This is a genomic window from Nostoc sp., assembly GCF_036917975.1.
Taxonomy (GTDB): Bacteria; Cyanobacteriota; Cyanobacteriia; order Cyanobacteriales; family Nostocaceae; genus Nostoc.
Genome location: NZ_JBALEJ010000080.1, coordinates 1 through 18059, shown reverse-complemented (window position 1 = coordinate 18059; position 18059 = coordinate 1). Strand labels below are relative to the sequence as shown.

Below are 18059 nucleotides of genomic sequence, written 5' to 3'. Positions count from 1 at the left end.
TTCCAAATAAAAAATATTCAATTAACTCTTGTGGGGTGGGCGTCTCGCCTGCCATATAGACTGGGCGGGCAAGATGCCCACCCCACAATATTGGATAATTTATTTCTTGGAGTTCCCTAAGGAACAAACAATCAATACATCCGCGTCTGTCTTTACATCTGTTTCAAAAGACAAATATTAAATTAATTCCGAATTATTAAGTTTTGGAATTATATGCTTTATTATCCATTAGTAGCTGGATACTATTTTTTTGTTCTATTTTAATATGAAATTCATGTTGAAAAACTACTTTAGCACCAATCCAGGACGGGTTTTCACGGCTTTAATTCTGACTGGAATTTTATCTGTTTCTAGCGGTTTTACACTTGTCAAAGATGCTGTGGGAGCTTCTGTGAACTTTTCTCTAGAAACAAGCAATGAAGTCCTCAAAGACAATATTAAACTAAACCGCTTGCCACGTCTAGTAGCTAATGCAGTACTGCGAGATTTAGCCAGTAGACAGGGAATTTCAACCAGAGAACTGCAAATTATTGACTATAATCAACAGACTTGGCGAAATGGTTGCTTAGAACTTCCTCAACCGGATGAACTCTGTACCCAAGCATTAATTCCGGGTTGGCGAATTGTGGTATCTAATGGCAAACAAAACTGGATTTATCATACCAATAACAATGGGCGATCGCTACGTTTAGCTTTGGCAAACACTCCCTCAGAAAATCTGCCAGATCAACTACCCACATCTGTAAAAAATGCTGTTTTGCAAGCTGCATCCACACGTTTGCAACAGCCAATTTATCAGTTAACCATTATTGAGGCTCAACAGCAAACTTGGAGAGATAGCTGCTTAGAATTAGCTAATGCTGATGAATTCTGTTCCCAAGCTTTGGTATCAGGCTGGCGGGTGGTTGTGGTTGTCGGCGGAGTTGGACAAACCTTGGTTTATCATACCAATCAAACAGGTTCCGCACTCAGGCTCAATCAAAAGGGTAACGAAAGTACACTGACCCCTGTGCAAATTCCAGTTAGCGAGTTACCACCACCCTTAGATCGAGATATAGTATTTCGGCAAATCTCCAGTGGTGGTTTTGCTGGCAGAACCTATGAGACTGTTTTACTCAAAGATGGGCGATTGATTCGCGTGCGGATTGGTGATGCCAATGATTCGGAACGTAGTGTTAGCCGCGTTTCTGTGCAACAGGTACAACAATTTGTGCGATCGCTAGAACGTTCTAAGTTTAGTAAATTTAAGAATTTGAGTTACCCAGCCCCTAGCGGTGCTGCTGATTATATCACCTATACTCTGACCAGCCAAGAGGGTACGGTTCAGTACAACGATATTTCTCAAAATAACCTACCCAAGAATTTACAGACAGTAGTTAAAGCCTGGAATCAACTCGCAGCCAGCGCACAATCTTAACAATTCAAAATTCAAAATTCAAAACATTTCAGACGTTCGCGTAGCGTCTCGTAGAGAAGAGAAGTGCCTTGCGCGGGTTCCCCGCGTTGTGGCAACTTCGGAAGATTTAAACCCCGACTGAAATGGTTGCTACATGTAGATTGCAGGTTCTTAAACCCTTTAATTTACGATAAATCTTATGGATGGAATTGAAAAAGGTATTGGGGACTGGGGATTAGGGACTGGGAAAGCACTATCTGTATAGTCGCTAGATAGTCGCTAGAATTCAATTCTGAATTCTAGCAACTTCTATTTTGTTAAAGTTAAAGATGAGGACCACTATTGAGTGCAAGCCTTCAAAAATTCATTATTCTATTCAATTGTCAATCATCCAAAAGAAATACATTCAAAATATTACGCGAGCTTATTTATGCCCACTTACTTAAGCAAGGTGTAGGGGCAATACCCTGCGGGTGTACCTCACTTCCTATTTCTTAAAATCTCCTCTTTCTTCTAAATCTTTCTTTTAAAGATAAGTCTAAAGTCTGTTTCCATACCATAATGAAAGACCAAGTATTAGACCGGATTTTTAACAAACCTTCTTTTCCCCTTAAATTTGAACGCTTGGAACTGGATGAGAATTTCTGCATCATCGATACATCCGAGCAAGTGCAACGGTTTGCAGAACATCCTGAGGACGTGATTCGGGGAAAAGATATCCGGCTAAGTTTTCCTGAGTTGAGAGGACTTGAAAATATCCTGAAATCTCTTCTACAAGGGGAGAAAGAACTGTTTGAACTACCAGCAATTGAACGATATTCAGAGCATCATCTTTATGTATATATAGATATATATATTATCGGCGAACAGCAAGAAAATAAATTAATTATCCTGATTGAAGATGTTACCGACAGGCTTGTTTTAAAGCAAAAGCTAGCACAGCAAGCTAATGAAACGAATCTGCTATCAAGTGCTTTAATCTCATGTGAGAACTACATGGAGCAAGTAATCACTTCAATGGCAGATGCTTTGTTAGTAACCAGTAACACAGGAAAAATAAAAAGAATTAATCATGCTGCCCAAAAACTATTTGGTTTTAGTGAAGAAGAATTAATTAATCAACCAATATCACTGATTATTGACAATAATCAGATATTACTAAAAGCTATTTATCAGCATTCTTATTTAAAGCGAAATTTACAGAATCTAGAGGTAGTTTGTCGAACAAAAACTAGAGAAAAGCTGTTGATTGCTTTTTCTTGTTCAGTGATTGCGAAACAAACAGAAGAACTAGAAGATATTGTCTACATTGGTCGAGATATTACTGCTTGGCAGCACCGAGAACAGCGTACAAGTGCCCAATATGCTATCACTCGGATATTATCAGAATCTCAAAGTATCAAGCAGGTAATTCCGCAAATTTTGCAGTCGATTTGTCAAAACTTAGGGTGGGATTTAGCCGAGCTTTGGACACCAAGTCAATATATTGGCACTTCAGTACCAGGAGATAGTCTTAATGCAGTACTAAGGTGTGTGGAAATTTGGTCAAGTCGATTGATTTCTGTCCGAGAATTTAAAGCAATCACGTGGCAAACTACCTATACGCCTGGCGCTGGCTTACCTGGTCGAATTTGGATTAGACGTTTGCCTTTATGGATTAAAGATATCACAGAAGATGGAGATAAAAGGCGATCGCAAGCTGCGACTGAGGCCGGATTACACGCAGCTTTTGGCTTCCCGATCTTAGATGATAGTCAAATCTTAGGAGTGATGGTTTTCTTCAGTCAGGAGGTACAACCAAAAGATAAAGACCTCTTGCAAATGATGGGTTCTATTGGTAGCCAAATCGCCCAGTTTATCAAACGCAAACAAGTAGAAAATGCTCTTAGAGAAAGTGAAGAACGATATCGAGATTTATTTGAAAATGCTAATGACTTGATTCAAGCTGTCAATGCTTATGGGCGTTTTTTGTATGTTAATCGTGCTTGGCGAGAAACTTTGGGATACAGCGAAGCCGAAATTGCGAACATGAATATTTTTGATATTATACATCCAGAGTTTAAACAACACTGTTTGCAAAGATTTTATCGTGTGCTATCGGGAGAAAAGCTTGGGCAAGTAACAGCTACATTCGTTACTAAAAATGGTCAAACAATTTTTCTAGAAGGTAACATTAACTGTAAATTTATCGAAGGTCATCCGGTTGCGATTCGCGGCATTTTTCGTAATGTCACCCAGCGACTAGCAGCAGAAGCAGCGCTGCGCCAACAGCAAGAAGAAACTGAACGTTTATTGTTGAATCTTTTGCCAGCAGCAATTTCTAAAGAAATTCAAGAAGAAGCAGCCAGTATTGCTGAAGACTTTATTGATGTCACAGTTTTATTTGCAGATATCATCGGCTTTAGCGAAATTGCTGCTTCTATGAGTGCAATTCAACTAGTGAACTTACTCAACCCAATTTTCTCAGCTTTCGATCGCCTCACCGAAAAACATGGTTTAGAGAGAATCAAGACTATTAACGATGCTTATATGATAGTTGGCGGCTTGCACACACACCGCCAAGATTGTGCTAAAGCGATCGCTATTATGGCACTGGATATGCAAACTGCGATCGCTCTCTTCAATACTGAGAATAACCAAAATTTCAGCATCCGTATCGGCATCCATAGCGGTTCCATAGTGGCAGAAGAAATCGATCTAAACAAGTTTACTTGCGATCTCTGGAGAGACACAGTAAACATCGCTAGCTGTATGGAATCCCAAGGTATTGCTGGTAAAATCCAGGTTACAGAAGATATTTATAAGTGCTTGTGTAATGAATTTTTATTTGAAAAGCGGGGCGAAATCGAACTTAAAGGCAAAGGGAAGATGACAACTTATTTATTGATTGGACGGAAGGGATAAAGGGCATTGGGCATTGGTTATTTTCCCCCTGCCCCCTGCCTCTTCCCTAATGACTATTCGGAATCAATCGACCACAAGGATAAGTCGCTGTTTGCTGTGAGGCATTTTCAGCAACGGCTGTGGGAATCCGATCTGATGGTTGGGTTTTGGCTGCTAGATAGTCTTTTTGCAGTTTATCTAAAATAGCTTCTCGCCTGTCGTAAATACGCTTCAGGGGACGAGGCTGGCATTTGTTCAACACATACGCTGTCACCAGTGGTAAAGCGATCGTGCTATCGGTATAACAAACGATTGTGTTAGGTAACTCATCTGGGTCAATCTTACCCCAACTGACAGCTTCCGATGGGGTTGCCCCAGATAAACCGCCTGTATCTGGACGCGCATCGGTAAACTGCACAAAGTAATCGTGTCCTCGTTCTTCTAGTCCTAAGACCTCGTGAAGTTGTGGTTGTGTTTGTAGTAAAAAATTCTTAGGACTACCGCCACCGAGAATTACAGCTGCACTTTTACCCCCTGATTCACGGGCATTATATGCGATCGCTGCTGTCTCATTCACGTCAATTGATGGATCTATCACCAACTGCGAACCTTCCAATGCTAAAGCTGCTACGTTCATCCCAATTGAGCTATCTCCTGGAGAAGACGTATAAATCGGTACGCCATATTCATAAGCTGTAGCTAACAAACAGGAATGCTGCACACCCAATTGCTTTTCTACTTCCCGAACATATTTACCTAATAAATGGTGAAACTCAGCCGTTCCCATCCGCTTTTGAAACGCTTCGCCTTGGAGAATTTTGCGGATAAACGCATCAGTTTCTAGCAGCACATCGTAACCAAAGATAATGTCGTAAATGCGAATAGTGCCTTCTTGGCGCAATTTCACATCATCCAAAAACGGATTACCAGCAAAAAGTTCAAAACCTAATCCGTAGTGCATATCGTGGTAAAGATTTGCACCAGTACTAATCATCCAGTCAATAAAGCCGTTGCGAATTAAGGGTGCAAGTGCTGAAACCCCAAATCCTGCTGGCGTCATCGCACCGGAAAGGCTAACTCCTACCGTAACACCTTCCGTTAGCACATCGCGACTCAGTAGCTGGCAGATTTCCCGCAACCGCGCTGAGTTGTAAGCGGTGAAGTATTGATCGATCAAATCCACCACATTGATATCATTCGATATAGGTGTGGGTGCGATTTTTTGACCCAGCTTTTTAGACATTTTGGCACTCCCGAACAGTAAACACGCCCGAATCAATGTTATCTAGCTTTCAGCCAAAGTGACAGCAATACTTTTTGAGCGCTAGCTTGAAAAATTACTGCGATCGTTTCTTGTCTCTACGAGAGGCTGCGCCCTAAGTACAACATTTCATTAATTCATAGCGAATTAACTTTGGCAAAACTCTGCGTACCTACCCTGCGGGAAGGCGTACCCCTACGGGGAAGCAAGCTACGCGTAGCGTCTCCAAGAGTTGCGCCTATGCGTTTACCTCTGCGTTTAAAAAAGTTACGAACTTATGCAAAGCTGTACTAAGCATAGCTATGCCCCAGGCTTTACAAGACGCTCCGCATAGCTTCCTCGCAGGGATACACTCACCTTAGTATCGCAAAAGCACCACAGCCGTAGTTACTCATGAAGTTTTGTGATATGCGTAATCTCATCAAAACAAAAAACTTTTTACTTAAAGTTTTGATAAAGTCAGCGTTTAATTACGTAGTTGAATTGATTTTTTCCAACCAAGTTGGTATGATAGCTTCAATCAAAAATACAAACTTGTATAAAAAATACGCCATGAATAATGTTTTATGTTACTAGAAACAAAGTTTTTTCAAAAACCATTAATGGTTATTCTGGGATTAGCATTAACTACTGTTTCTACCGCTCAACCCTCCAAAGCTGCTATCTTTACTTATCAGGGAGATACAACAAATGAACCGATTTGGCGGCGTGTAGCACCAGGGAATCCTCCCACTTTGATCAGTGGTGAAAAAGATGGGAATTTGGGAATGAGTGTACCTTACACTGTATTCGATTTTACGGTAGATCAATCAGGTTTATATGCTATAAGTGGTGAACCTGAACCTACGCCACCTGAAAATAGAAAATGGGATATTTTCTTAGCTTTATATCAGGAAAGTTTTAATCCGACTGAACAATTAAGCAATGTTCTTATCGCAAATACTACTACTAATGGTAGTGCTGTTACTTTCAACCAAGAACTCCTTACAGGGCAGAAATACTTTTTAGTTACTACTGGTCGTCGAGTGAATGATTTTGGTGGGTTTAGCAACACAATAAGTGGTTCGGGTCAAATTACACCAATTCCTGAATCAGATTTAATATCTGCCATGTTAGTCACAGGTGGTATAACTTTACTATTGTATAAGCGAAAAGTAGTTTTAAAAATATAGTATTTTTAAATAGATTATATAGACGAAACCCAATCACTATTGCACAGTATTTCAATTTCACCCAGACACCTGTGTTAAGGCTTGCCGTTAAGCAGGTATCCACAGTTATTCTATTATCTAATTTTTTCAATATTCAATCGTAAACGGAGAAATATTTTATGCGTTTTAACGGCAAGATACCCATTGCATCTTTAATATTATCGATGCTGGTTTTATGGCAGCCTACTTTAGCTGAATCAAGCAGCGATCTTCGCTGGGATCAAGGAGAGAAAACACCTTCTGTCTGGAATAAAAATAAGTGTCTTGGAGGTTATTCGCCAAGTTTTCACTTGGGTGGAGAACTCAATAATCCAGCCACCTATAACTTGCAAAACCTGAGAAATTTGCGAAATTTGTTAAAAAACCAAAATCCAGCATTAGTTACTGAAATTACTGTGAGCTTTCAAACCGGAGCGGGGCCACAAACAGAAACATACTATGGAATCCCCCTATGGGAATTGATTAATAATTCAAAAGCTGGAGGTGGTCTAAAACCTGGGAATTCTGGGGTGAATCCTAAAAACTCTTTTCTGAGGCAATATGTTCTAGTTGAAGCCACAGATTGTTATGGTGCAGTCGTAGCTATTGGTGAAATTCAACCTAACTTTGAAGGGAAAACAGTGCTAGTTGCATTTGAAAAAAAAGGTAGTGATGGTAGAGTTGTGCCTTTAATAGATGAAGGATTTGCTCGTTTAGTAGTTCCAGGTGACAAGGCTGGAGGTCGTTACATTAGTAATGTGAGAAATATCGTCATATTATCTGCTCCTGCTTCTCCTTTAAAACCAAAATATTTCTGAAAACTCGTCTGATTCAAGATGCCCATAACGCAATACAGTTCAGTTAGCGCCAAAAACCCCTCAGATGCGTAGGTTGGGTGGAGGAACGAAACCCAACATTTTCGCGGGTTTGTTGGGTTTCACTTCGTTCCACCCAACCTACGATTATCCTTAACTGAACCGTATTGGCCTATAACGGAGAGTTTGCTACAGAATAGCTCAAAGTGAGTAGATAAGTTGTGGCCATCCGCTTATTAAAGCGATCGCCACAATTTAAGTAACCACGCAAAATTAATTACAGTCATTGCGAGCGAAGCGAAGCAATCCCAGCCCTTGCGATTGCTTCGCTTCGCTGCATTCGCAATGATATTGTGTAATTAATTTTGTTTATCTACTTATCTAACTATTTTGGTAATTTCTATAAAGTATTTTTGTGATTTATTACTTGTAAAGTTGGTATTTTTTCTAGCCAATATTAAGGGAGCTATGTATAAATATAGCGATCGCAATTCTATGAGGTTGTTTGAAAATTCTAATTTGTTACTAGCCCTAGCGACTATAAGTCGCGGCTACACGAGACTTTACCTGCCTCCGCAGGTTAAATAAAAACCCTTGATTTTGATTAGTCCACGGAGGTGGACTTCATTTGTGTAGTAGCGAATTATATTCGCCGAAAACTTTTCAAACATTCTCTATGAGCGATCGCTCTACAAGGGGCAATCAAATTGCCCCTCTTAATAGAATCCCAACAATTACTTTAGTCTACGGCAATTATTACGTCTGATGATTTGACTATGGCATATACTTCTTTACCTTCAGCGAGTTTCAGACTTTCTGCTGATGATTTGGTAATAATTGAAGTTACTTCTACTCCAGGTGCAATTTCTAATGTCACTTCTGTATTTACAGATCCTACTAGGATGCTTTTAACTGTACCTTTGAGAGCATTGCGAGCGCTAACTTGCATTTTATGATTCTTCCTTGTGTTTCTCTTAACACATTAACAATAACAGTTAGTTACAGTAAATGGGAGTGGGGAGTAGGGAGTGGGGAGTAGGGAAACTAAGAAAGCTTTTCCGAAAAGCGGGGTTTCAAGCAATATGCGATACAAGGATTTTTTCTCTGACGAGACGCTGTTCGCGTTCGCGCCACTTGCAGGCGTTAGCGCGTAGCGGGACGAAGTACGGCTTTAAACCTAAATCGACGCCTAATTTCTTCCCCTACTCCCTACTCCCGCCCCGAAGGGGTTGTAAATGGGACTGGGGACTGGGGATTGAGTGTCAAACCCTTAAAATTATGGTGGGGGACGAACGCCGCGACCAGTTAAGATGCTGCAATAACAGCACGGTCATTTACTAGCTTGCCATCTTCCATGTAGACGATACGATCGGCAATATCTAGAATGCGGTTGTCATGAGTAACCAAAAGAATGGTACAGTCTTGCTCCTTAGCTAATTTTTGCATAAGGTTGACCACATCTCGTCCCGATTTACTGTCAAGGGCGGCGGTAGGTTCATCCGCTAAAACAATTTTAGGACGACCAACTAAAGCACGTGCGATCGCAACTCTTTGTTTTTGTCCCCCAGATAAATCATCAGGATAGTAATTCAGGCGATGCCCTAATCCTACCTCCTCTAACATTTGGGCTGACCGGGTTTTCATTTCTGCCGGCGAAATATTATTATGCACTTCCAGTCCCATTCTGACGTTCTGGAGTACTGTCAAGCTACCGTGCAAGTTGTGCGCTTGGAAAATATAACCATTATTGCGTCGCACTTGGGTAAGTTGTGCTGTACTAGCACCACAAAGTTCTTGTCCCAATATCTGCAAACTACCGGATTGGGCAGAACGCAAGCCGCCTGATAAGGTGAGAAGTGTAGTTTTACCAGAACCAGAAGGCCCAGTCATAATAATAATTTCGCCAGCATTAATATCCAGATTGATATCAAAGAGAACTTGCTTACGAAGTTGACCATGACCAAAATAGTGGTCAAGATTTTTAACAGAGATGACGGGAAACATACTAAATTTTAGATTTTAGATTTTAGATTTTGGATTGGTAATTAGGGACTGGGGACTAGTACCGCAAGGCGGAATTCAAAATTCAAAATTCAAAATTCAAAATTAATACAGCGTAAGCGTTTCATTGATTTTGAATGGCTGGTTTATTTACGCCGTTTTGTACTAGGGACTAGGGACTAGGAATTAAAAGTTAATATTCAACACCCAGTGCCCAGTACCCAGTACCCAATACCCAGTCCCCAGTCCCCATTTGTTAAAACATATCTGCGGGGTCAGCAGATTGTAATTTCCGAGTAGCGATCGCACCAGAAATTATGCACATAATCATAGTCAGCGTTAATACCGTCAAGGCGCGTGCTACGGTCATGTAAAGTGGTAAATTGGTGGCATTGCGAGTTAAAGCATAAAGTCCTAAAGGTGCGATCGCTCCTGGGATAAAGCCCAAAATTGCCAAAATAATCGCCTCTTCAAACACCACACCTAATAAATAAAGATTGTTATATCCCATTGCCTTGAAAGTGGCGTATTCTTTGATATGGGAATTTACATCTGTAGAAAGAACTTGATAGACGATAATCACGCCCACCATAAATCCCATTCCTACACCCAGGCTGAAGATAAACCCGATGGCTGTATTTTTTTTCCAATAATCTGTTTCAAATTCGATAAATTCTGCTTTGGTAAAAACTTTAACATCATTATCTAAATGGGATTCTAAAGCTGCTTTTATCTGTTTTGCGTCATAGCCTGGTTCTAGTTGAACCAACCCTAAACTGACACTGCTTGCTTCTCGCTTCGGAAATAGCCGCAAGAAATTCTGGTCGCTGGTTATCAGGTTGCCATCAGCCGCAAAGGAAGCGCCGATGGAAAATAAGCCGCTAATGGTAATCGTCCGGCGGTCAATTTCAGTGTTAACAGGTTTGCCTTGTGCAACTTGAGCGATCGCTTCTTGATAATCTCCTCTAGAGGCGCGATCGAACAGCAGAGTATCTGGTAGCTTCACCTGATCTATCTGGCTGTTCACATCCGGTAAGTCAAAGGCTGGCTTTTCAGGATTGATCCCGATAACTAGCACAGATGTCTTTTGGCGTGTTTTCGGATTCTTCCAATCAACAATGCTGATATACATTGGTTCTGCTGACTTCACCCCTTGTACATCCATTGCCTGATACAGCCGCCGCCGTGTAAAGGTGGACGCATTTAACACGTTACGGCCTTGAGGGCTAACTAGAATAATATCAGCCTGTATACTTTTGTGCAGCTTAGTATTACTTTCAAATAAGGCGGTCTGAAACCCTAGCTGCATGAACATGAGAACATCAGCGAAAGCAATACCTCCCAATGCCACCAACAGACGGCTTTTTTCGTGACTCAGTTGCAGCCATCCTAAAGGGGTTCGCTGCCGCAATGGTTCGATTAATTTCATCATACATAGGATGTGGGGAGTGCGGAGATGAGGGAGATGAGGGAGATGAGGGAGATGAGGAAGATGAGGAAGATGAGGGAGAAATAAGCAATGCCCCATGCCCAATGCCCTTCATCAAACACCTCGCCCCGTGGAAACCCCTTTCTTCCCTACGGGACGCTGCGCGAACAGATATGGGGGTAAGGGGCAGGCGATTTTAATCGCAGTCAAAATTGTTTCAAAATGCATAACTATAACCATCCTTTTTGTGAATTGCAAAACAATATTTGTGACTGATTCCTTGAACTAAACCATCCTTGGTCGAAATGTTAAAACTTCCAGAAGTTCTAACCGCAACCCTTCCAACGTGTTCACCTACTTTTTTACCCGTGACAACAATCGCTTTGACAATATCTCCAGTCTGAAAACCTTTTACAAATTTGAACTTGGGGACATATCTGCTAGGAAAACCAAATTTGTCTGTCCGGCAAGATTGTCTAGAACCGTGCCCCGTTGCTTTAATTAACAAGGGTTTAATACCTTTAATTTTGAGGATGGGGGTTGATTTACCAACACAAGCAGCATCTAACCAGTGGGTTTTTTCTAACTTCTGCTCAGAGCGATTAAACTTAGTTAGACCGCCTGAACCAGTTTCTATGGGGAGTCCTGTTTCCTTCAGTACTCTGAACAATGCCCAACGGGTTGTATTTACAGCGGCTGCATCGGCTAACGGTCTTTTAGCTTGTTTCAAAATTCTTTCCAATCTTGCTGGATCTTTTTTGAGGAACTCTTTTATATCCTTAGTTCCTTTTTTGGTGTTACATTTTTCACAACTTAAGGAAAGATTTGTGACTGAATTACTTCCACCGTTTGCTCTTGGGTGGATGTGTTCAACCTGAAAAGGGACATCTTTGATTCCGCAGTAAGCACATTGCCTACACCATTTTTCAAGTAGATATTCCCGCGTTTCGTAGCCTTGTAAAGTACCCTGCTGATACTCTTTGCCGGAAATTTCAGGATTGGACATTAGCTGCATATCAAAGCGAACTAACTCTTGGCTGATAGCACCAATTGGCGAGAGTTTCTGAAATTTCTCAACCCAAGTTTTGATGTTCTCAACTCGGCTTTGTAAGCTAGGAGCTAGCCAACCTTGGGGGCGAGTTCTATTTAAAAAGCGTGGCGCTCTGTAGCGAGTTTTTCTTGCTCGTCTCCCCCGTCTTAGTTGTCTCCTAGATGTTAGAGAGTCTCGAATTGCAAAACCTCGATGCTGTAATTCGGCTGCAAACACAATCTCTCTCGAAGAATCGTTAACTATTGAAAAACCTGTAACTTTTGCACCAGGGTCAATTTTTAAGCGTAGTGGTTGAACTACTAAATCAGACTTTGAATCCTTGAGAATAATAGTGAACGGGAATTGTCTATAAACAGCAGCTTTTTGATTCCTTAGTAGCTGTCTAGCTTGTGCAGAATGGATTGGGTCTAACTGTCTTTTGTTGGTGTCAATTACTAAAACTTTGGACATAAGTCCCTCCTTGCGGGTGATGTTAGCTTCGTCAATGTTTAAGGTCTGTACTTTCCAAACTGCACTTCCTTAACCCTTGTACAGATGTTTAACAGTTCGGTTCTAGAGCGAGGGACTAGCTACGCATCCCCCGGTAGGTTCTTTAACGCTTGCCTTAAACGTAGTCAGTTAAGACTTAGACTGGTCAGATGTGGGCTTTTTCAAGCCCCCGCATTTATGCGTGGGGTTTCTGACAGTTCAATCACTGCCTTTACTTGCAGATTGGTAAACTTGGCAGCTTTGGCGCTAGATGTTTCATCTAGTCGCACATGAACTTCTACTACTCTGCCGTCAATATTGCTAGAAGGATCGCTGTTGACGAGATTTTGTCGCTGTACCTGCATCCCCATCCAATCGACAGTTCCCTGTAATTCTCCAGGAAGAGAATCGCTGATTAGCTTAACCCGTTGCCCCGATCGCACTTTGTTAACATCACTTTGGTAAACTTCTGCGACTGCATACATCTGATCGGTTCGACCTAATTCTACAATCCCGTCATTAGAAACGGTTTCTCCAGCTCGTGTATTAATCTTCAGAATTTGTCCCGCTTCGGGGGCGCGGACATAAGCCTGATCGAGTTGCGCTCTAATTTTTGCCACAGTCGCTTGAGCGCTGTCTACCTCTGCTTGGGCGTTGGCAATATCTGTTGGACGCACTTCAGCCGTTTGGTTCAGGGTGGCTTTAGCTTCGTTAATCTGCTGTTGCAAGCTAGCGAGGGTTTGGTTGCGGTTCGCTTTGGCTTCTTTAATCTGCTGTTCTAAAGTCGCGACAGTTCTTGTCTTGTTAGCTTGGTTTTCAATTACCTGCTGAGTAGAAGTTTCTGCACTCAAGCGTTTTTGATCGGCTTGCTGACTAGAAATTGCCCCTTCTTTATATAAAGCTTCGTAGCGTTGCACTTCTACTTGAGCGTTCCGCTTTTCGGCGGCGACGCGATCCACTGTTGCTTGTAAACTCTGCCGTTGTCCTTGCAAATCGGCTTCTAGGCGATCGATTGTGGCTTGCTGAGTTTTGATATTTCCTTCTAATTCAATTTGCAGACGGCTGACAGCAGCTTCTTTGGCTCCAATTTCTCCCTGTTTCGCTCCCGCTTTTACTTTGTTAAGGTTGGATTGTGCAACTTGAACTTGTTTTTGGGCTTCAACCAAACTTGCTTGCAAGCGATCGCGACTGTCCATAACTGCAATTACCTGCCCAACCTTGACGCGATCGCCTTCTTTTACCAATAGCTTCTGAAGCAAACTTCCCTCAGTAGAAGAAGTTGCAGACAGTTTTATAACCTCTCCATTCGGTTCCAAGCGTCCCAATGCTGTAACTGTTTTTACCACTGGCTGAACAGCTATTGGCGTGGCTGGCTTTTCATTAGCGGTCGCCTGAAACTTTAGCACCGTGTAAACACTAGCTCCACCTATTGCTAGTGATGCAATTATTGCTAGTGTGGTGGGCGATCGCAAAAGATTTTGGGGAGACTTTAAATCCTCTAATTTCCAGTTCTGCACCATCGTGTTCACCTTTCCCCATTAGTAACTTGCACTAAACTGTTCAGTTCAATTAATGCTAAACTAAACGGAGTAGTTTAGTCAAGAGGAAGACTGGGGATTGGTTCTGCCCCCCTACTCTCTACTCTCCGTCTAAGTTGTGGCTAAAAAATACTGTAAATGCCGATTAACTTATTAAAATTCTTTATAAGAGAGGATAATTAATAAATGGTACGCGTTAAAGCTGACGAAGTTGCTCGAGATAATTCCGTTGATAAAGTAGAGCAAATTTTGCAAGGAGCAATGCAGGAGTTCCTGCAAAATGGCTATGCTGGTACAAGCATGGATCGGGTAGCGGTAGCTGCGGGTGTTTCTAAAGCGACAGTCTACAGCCACTTTCAAGATAAAGAAGGACTTTTTAAAGTACTGATAGAGTCCTTAGCACATCAGAAGTTTAACTCTCTCTTTGACACGGAACCGATGGAGGGAGAACCAAAAATCGTCCTGCGCCAATTAGGAAGCAAATTATTAGAACAGATGAATCACGACCACGAACACTGTGCATTTATGCGAGTGTTAATTGGAGAATCGGGTCGTTTTCCGGAATTAACTCAGATTTGCGTAAGGGCGATGATTAAACCAATGCTGGAAACCATCGCTCAATATTTGGTTGTTCACCCAGAACTGAATATTACTGACCCAGAGGCAACAGCGAGGATTTTTTTAGGTACATTAGTTAATTATCATGTGACTCAAGATGTCATGCATGGGAGAGATATTATACCAATGGAAAGCGATCGCTTGATTGATGCCTTGACACACCTAATCACTAAATGCACCGATTGATTGGTTATATCCCGGCGCGTGGCGCTTGTTTGGTCGGAAAGTTAAATTTACCTTGAGTAACAACAATATTGTCTCCGGCTTTTTTCGTTCCTTACAAGCTGCCACAATACATCTTCCAGCGATCGCCAGACTAACTAGGCAGGAATAACTTGAACAATTAGTGCGCGTTTATCCAACGACTGGATTTTACCTACTTGACTGAGATCGTTTGCAATTCGGTCTAGCAGTTCTCCCGCTTGATCGCGATATTGGTGTTCTCGACCTCGTAAACGGATGGCAAATTTCACAGAATCGCCTTTACTCAACCACTCAACTGCTTTCTGAATGCGTAAATTGTAATCAGCTATACCCACGTTTAGCCCGAACCGAACTTCTTTGACGGTGGGTCTAGCACTCTGGCTCTGACGTTTTTTCTTTTGATACTGAAGCTTCCCATAGTTGAGAATCTTCGCGATCGGAGCATCTTTGCCTTGGGAAACTACAACTAGGTCAAGCTCTAAGCTTTCGGCTAGCTGTAGTGCCTCATTGGTATCGATCAGACCACGATTGTTATTTTCATGATCAATCAAGAAGACGCTAGGTGACTTGATTTGTGAATTAATCAGTTGCTTTTGGATTGCGATAATGAATTTCTCCTATTTGTTCAATACTTTGCTTTATAAGCAGGTAATGCCAATTTAACACAACACTGAATCAGAGCAACTTTAACAACACAATGGACGGCAATCTGTTAAAATGAAATACTGCGGCACTCGCTCTCAGTCTTTGCGCTACTGCCCATCCAGCTTTTCAATAATTTTTATCCGTCCGCCTAAGACTGACGCCATCATTGGCGACAGGCCGATGTTATTTTTGGAGTCTTATGTCTTTTTCTGATCTCGGCTTGTCCAATGAAATTATCCGTGCCGTTACCGAACGAGGGTACACGGAACCCACCCCAATCCAGATGCAGGCGATTCCTGCTGTATTGTCGGGTAGCGATTTGTTAGCTGGGGCACAAACTGGCACTGGCAAGACCGCTAGTTTTACCCTGCCGCTCTTGCATCGGTTGTCTTCTAACAAAAGCAAAGGTACGCCTAATGGATACCCACCAATCCGAGCCTTGATTCTCACCCCGACTCGTGAACTCGCGGCACAAGTGGAAGAAAGCGTGCGCGAGTACGGCAAGTACTTAAATTTCAACTCAATGGTGATGTTTGGCGGAGTTAGTATTAATCTGCAAAAACAGCGTTTGAGGGGTCGAGTGGATATTTTGGTCGCTACTCCAGGGCGACTGCTAGACCACGTACAGCAGGGTACGCTGAACCTATCGCAGATTGAGGTTTTGGTGCTGGATGAAGCCGATCGGATGCTGGACATGGGTTTTATTAATGATATCCGCCGCATCCTCTCACTCCTGCCTAAACAGCGACAAAATTTGCTATTCTTCGCTACTTTCTCAGACAAAATTAAGGCACTGGCCGCCGGACTGCTCAATAACCCAAAAATGATTGAGGTAGCACGTCGCAACGTTACCGCCGAAACGATCGCCCAGAAGATTTATCAGGTAGACCGTGACAAGAAACGTCAATTACTTGCTCATCTAATTCGGCGAGATAATTGGTATCAAGTTTTAGTCTTCACTCGCACTAAATATGGCGCTGACCGTTTGGTGAAGCAGTTGGGCGAAGACCGCATTCAAGCATTAGCAATCCACGGCAATAAAAGCCAGCCTGTGCGTACCAACGCTTTGGCGAAGTTCAAAAATGGCAGCTTGCAAGTATTGGTAGCAACGGACATTGCTGCTAGAGGTCTTGACATCAGCGAACTGCCCCATGTAGTTAACTTCGATCTACCCAATGTACCCGAAGATTATGTACATCGCATTGGCCGCACCGGTCGCGCTGGCGCATCAGGTGAAGCCGTATCATTAGTTTGCGTCGATGAATACCCTCTATTGAAAGATATCGAAAAACTGATCGAGCAGCGCTTGCCCAGGGAAGTAGTCGCTGGCTTTGGCCCCAACCTCGACATTGAGCCAGAAGCAATCCCCAATGGACGGCAACACAGACCAAAGCCAGGAAATGACAAGCGTCCGGCTCGTACTGCTAAACTGTCGCCACCGACATCAGCTAAACGTAAAGCCGCACCGCCTGCTATCAATGGCGATAAACCTAGCGCTCGTTCATCTACATCGCGCCGTTCTGCTAAACGCGATCGCTAATTTTCTTTAGCTGTTCAAGTGGAAAACCTTTCTCTTGTTAACAAGAGAGAGGTTTTGAATTTTTCATACAACCTCAATACGGTTCGTTTTTGGCTCTAACTGAACCGTATCAGGTTAACGATCTGTATTCTGTGACATCTTCAGATGACTTTCGCTATGAGACGGGAATTTCAATTCCCGGCGGACAAGCGGTTTCACGTTAAGTTGACACTAATGAGCAATGCTGTGCCCTTACGTACAGGTTTGGGTGGCGGTGGTGCATAAACTTCACCGCCAGCAAAGCGATAACCTAAAAAAGTAAACTCATCCTTGGGAGTAAAAATCTGTGTCTTCTCTGGTTGTAGAGTTAAATAAACTTCTCCTAACCAAGCAGTAATTTTGTCAAGGATACGGTTTGCTTCTTGCCAACTCTTACAGGCGATGACAAAATCATCCCCGTACCGCACCAAATTAATACCTTGACTGAGACATTTTCTATCAGAATTAGTCAGGTATAAATTTGCTAAAGCACCAGAAAGTCCCCCACCTTGTAATACTCCTTTGCCAAAGTTACGATATTGTCCAGCAACGATAATTCCTGACTTCAACTGTTGTTCTAGTAACTGTGTTTCCGAAATCCAGAAGTCGAGAAAACGCAAGTATCTGTAAGATATGACCCATATAATATGGGAGTTGCTTATGCTTATGTGAAAAACCAGTGGATAACTTGTATATCTCAGCACTATAGCAGTTTCGCAGGGCATTCGGAAAGAGAAATTATGATAGCTTCTATTGAATTACGTCAGCTAAAAAGTTCTACGACTAAGCAATTTTTAGTTACAGCGTCAAGTTTAGCTGAATTTTTAGATAAGTCCGAACAGCAAGAATTAATTTTACTACAACGAATGCAAGATATGGAAGCAAAGGAAATATATACCGCTAGCCATGTATCATTAATTTTCTTGTTTGGTCCTACAGGTGTGGGAAAAACAACCCTCTTATCTCAAGTAATGAAAATCATCTTTGAACAAAACCAAGGTT

General features: G+C 42.2%; 13 protein-coding genes and 2 pseudogenes. 7 read left to right on the top strand and 8 right to left on the bottom strand.

Going from position 1 to position 18059, the window contains the following annotated elements:
• Positions 1 to 265 precede the first annotated feature (265 nt).
• Together V7K76_RS27440 and V7K76_RS27435 are read left to right on the top strand one after the other, a co-directional pair.
• Entirely contained in the window at positions 266 to 1417 is a 1152-nt protein-coding gene (locus V7K76_RS27440; protein WP_334780356.1) for a hypothetical protein, read from the top strand.
• Between the two features lie 540 nt (positions 1418 to 1957).
• Positions 1958 to 4300: an adenylate/guanylate cyclase domain-containing protein gene (locus V7K76_RS27435; RefSeq protein ID WP_334780357.1), complete on the top strand. Its 2343-nt coding sequence runs from the start codon at positions 1958 to 1960 to the stop codon at positions 4298 to 4300.
• A 46-nt stretch (positions 4301 to 4346) separates the two neighbouring features.
• On the opposite strand, the gene V7K76_RS27430 is transcribed toward V7K76_RS27435, so the two are convergent.
• Complete coding sequence (locus tag V7K76_RS27430) at positions 4347 to 5522, bottom strand: homospermidine biosynthesis protein (protein WP_334780358.1); 1176 nt, start codon at positions 5520 to 5522, stop codon at positions 4347 to 4349.
• Positions 5523 to 6106: 584 nt separating this feature from the next.
• On the opposite strand from V7K76_RS27430, the gene V7K76_RS27425 reads away from it, so the two are divergent.
• On the top strand, positions 6107 to 6712 hold the full coding sequence (locus V7K76_RS27425) for a PEP-CTERM sorting domain-containing protein (RefSeq protein WP_334780359.1): 606 nt from the start codon (positions 6107 to 6109) through the stop codon (positions 6710 to 6712).
• 158 nt (positions 6713 to 6870) lie between these two features.
• On the top strand, positions 6871 to 7548 hold the full coding sequence (locus V7K76_RS27420) for a hypothetical protein (RefSeq protein WP_334780360.1): 678 nt from the start codon (positions 6871 to 6873) through the stop codon (positions 7546 to 7548).
• Between the two features lie 736 nt (positions 7549 to 8284).
• Here V7K76_RS27420 and V7K76_RS27415 read toward each other — a convergent pair.
• The 5 genes from V7K76_RS27415 to V7K76_RS27395 form a co-directional block, all read right to left on the bottom strand.
• Entirely contained in the window at positions 8285 to 8494 is a 210-nt protein-coding gene (locus V7K76_RS27415) for a TOBE domain-containing protein (RefSeq protein ID WP_334780361.1), read from the bottom strand.
• A gap of 356 nt (positions 8495 to 8850) precedes the next feature.
• Positions 8851 to 9549 carry a DevA family ABC transporter ATP-binding protein gene (locus tag V7K76_RS27410; protein ID WP_334780362.1) on the bottom strand — a complete coding sequence of 233 codons (699 nt, stop codon included), beginning with the start codon at positions 9547 to 9549 and terminating at the stop codon, positions 8851 to 8853.
• A 253-nt stretch (positions 9550 to 9802) separates the two neighbouring features.
• Positions 9803 to 10975, bottom strand: a complete 1173-nt coding sequence (gene devC / locus V7K76_RS27405; RefSeq protein ID WP_442936241.1) for an ABC transporter permease DevC — start codon at positions 10973 to 10975, stop codon at positions 9803 to 9805.
• 217 nt (positions 10976 to 11192) lie between these two features.
• Positions 11193 to 12476 (bottom strand): RNA-guided endonuclease IscB, encoded by a 1284-nt coding sequence (gene iscB / locus V7K76_RS27400; protein ID WP_334780364.1) that lies wholly within the window; start codon positions 12474 to 12476, stop codon positions 11193 to 11195.
• Positions 12477 to 12676: 200 nt separating this feature from the next.
• Positions 12677 to 14014, bottom strand: a complete 1338-nt coding sequence (locus V7K76_RS27395; RefSeq protein ID WP_334780365.1) for an HlyD family efflux transporter periplasmic adaptor subunit — start codon at positions 14012 to 14014, stop codon at positions 12677 to 12679.
• A gap of 204 nt (positions 14015 to 14218) precedes the next feature.
• Between V7K76_RS27395 and V7K76_RS27390 the strand changes: the two genes are divergently transcribed.
• Positions 14219 to 14836, top strand: coding sequence for a TetR/AcrR family transcriptional regulator (locus V7K76_RS27390; protein ID WP_334780366.1), 618 nt, complete (start codon positions 14219 to 14221; stop codon positions 14834 to 14836).
• Between the two features lie 134 nt (positions 14837 to 14970).
• On the opposite strand, the gene infC is transcribed toward V7K76_RS27390, so the two are convergent.
• Positions 14971 to 15438, bottom strand: coding sequence for a translation initiation factor IF-3 (gene infC, locus V7K76_RS27385; protein ID WP_334801455.1), 468 nt, complete (start codon positions 15436 to 15438; stop codon positions 14971 to 14973).
• A gap of 260 nt (positions 15439 to 15698) precedes the next feature.
• Between infC and V7K76_RS27380 the strand changes: the two genes are divergently transcribed.
• Complete coding sequence (locus V7K76_RS27380) at positions 15699 to 17039, top strand: DEAD/DEAH box helicase (RefSeq protein ID WP_334780367.1); 1341 nt, start codon at positions 15699 to 15701, stop codon at positions 17037 to 17039.
• 227 nt (positions 17040 to 17266) lie between these two features.
• Here the strand turns inward: V7K76_RS27380 and V7K76_RS27375 are convergent.
• Positions 17267 to 17647, bottom strand: a pseudogene (locus V7K76_RS27375) (reverse transcriptase domain-containing protein); the annotation flags it as partial.
• A 57-nt stretch (positions 17648 to 17704) separates the two neighbouring features.
• Here V7K76_RS27375 and V7K76_RS27370 point away from each other — a divergent pair.
• A pseudogene (locus tag V7K76_RS27370) lies at positions 17705 to 18059 on the top strand (hypothetical protein); the annotation flags it as partial.

Coding starts and splice junctions, on each gene's coding strand:
- V7K76_RS27390 (WP_334780366.1), top strand. CDS start 14,219: ATGGTACGCGTTAAAGCTGACGAAGTTGCTCGAGATAATTCCGTTGAT.
- devC (WP_442936241.1), bottom strand. CDS start 10,975: ATGAAATTAATCGAACCATTGCGGCAGCGAACCCCTTTAGGATGGCTG.
- V7K76_RS27435 (WP_334780357.1), top strand. CDS start 1,958: ATGAAAGACCAAGTATTAGACCGGATTTTTAACAAACCTTCTTTTCCC.
- V7K76_RS27380 (WP_334780367.1), top strand. CDS start 15,699: ATGTCTTTTTCTGATCTCGGCTTGTCCAATGAAATTATCCGTGCCGTT.
- V7K76_RS27410 (WP_334780362.1), bottom strand. CDS start 9,549: ATGTTTCCCGTCATCTCTGTTAAAAATCTTGACCACTATTTTGGTCAT.
- V7K76_RS27415 (WP_334780361.1), bottom strand. CDS start 8,494: ATGCAAGTTAGCGCTCGCAATGCTCTCAAAGGTACAGTTAAAAGCATC.
- V7K76_RS27395 (WP_334780365.1), bottom strand. CDS start 14,014: ATGGTGCAGAACTGGAAATTAGAGGATTTAAAGTCTCCCCAAAATCTT.
- V7K76_RS27440 (WP_334780356.1), top strand. CDS start 266: ATGAAATTCATGTTGAAAAACTACTTTAGCACCAATCCAGGACGGGTT.
- iscB (WP_334780364.1), bottom strand. CDS start 12,476: ATGTCCAAAGTTTTAGTAATTGACACCAACAAAAGACAGTTAGACCCA.
- V7K76_RS27430 (WP_334780358.1), bottom strand. CDS start 5,522: ATGTCTAAAAAGCTGGGTCAAAAAATCGCACCCACACCTATATCGAAT.
- V7K76_RS27425 (WP_334780359.1), top strand. CDS start 6,107: ATGTTACTAGAAACAAAGTTTTTTCAAAAACCATTAATGGTTATTCTG.
- V7K76_RS27420 (WP_334780360.1), top strand. CDS start 6,871: ATGCGTTTTAACGGCAAGATACCCATTGCATCTTTAATATTATCGATG.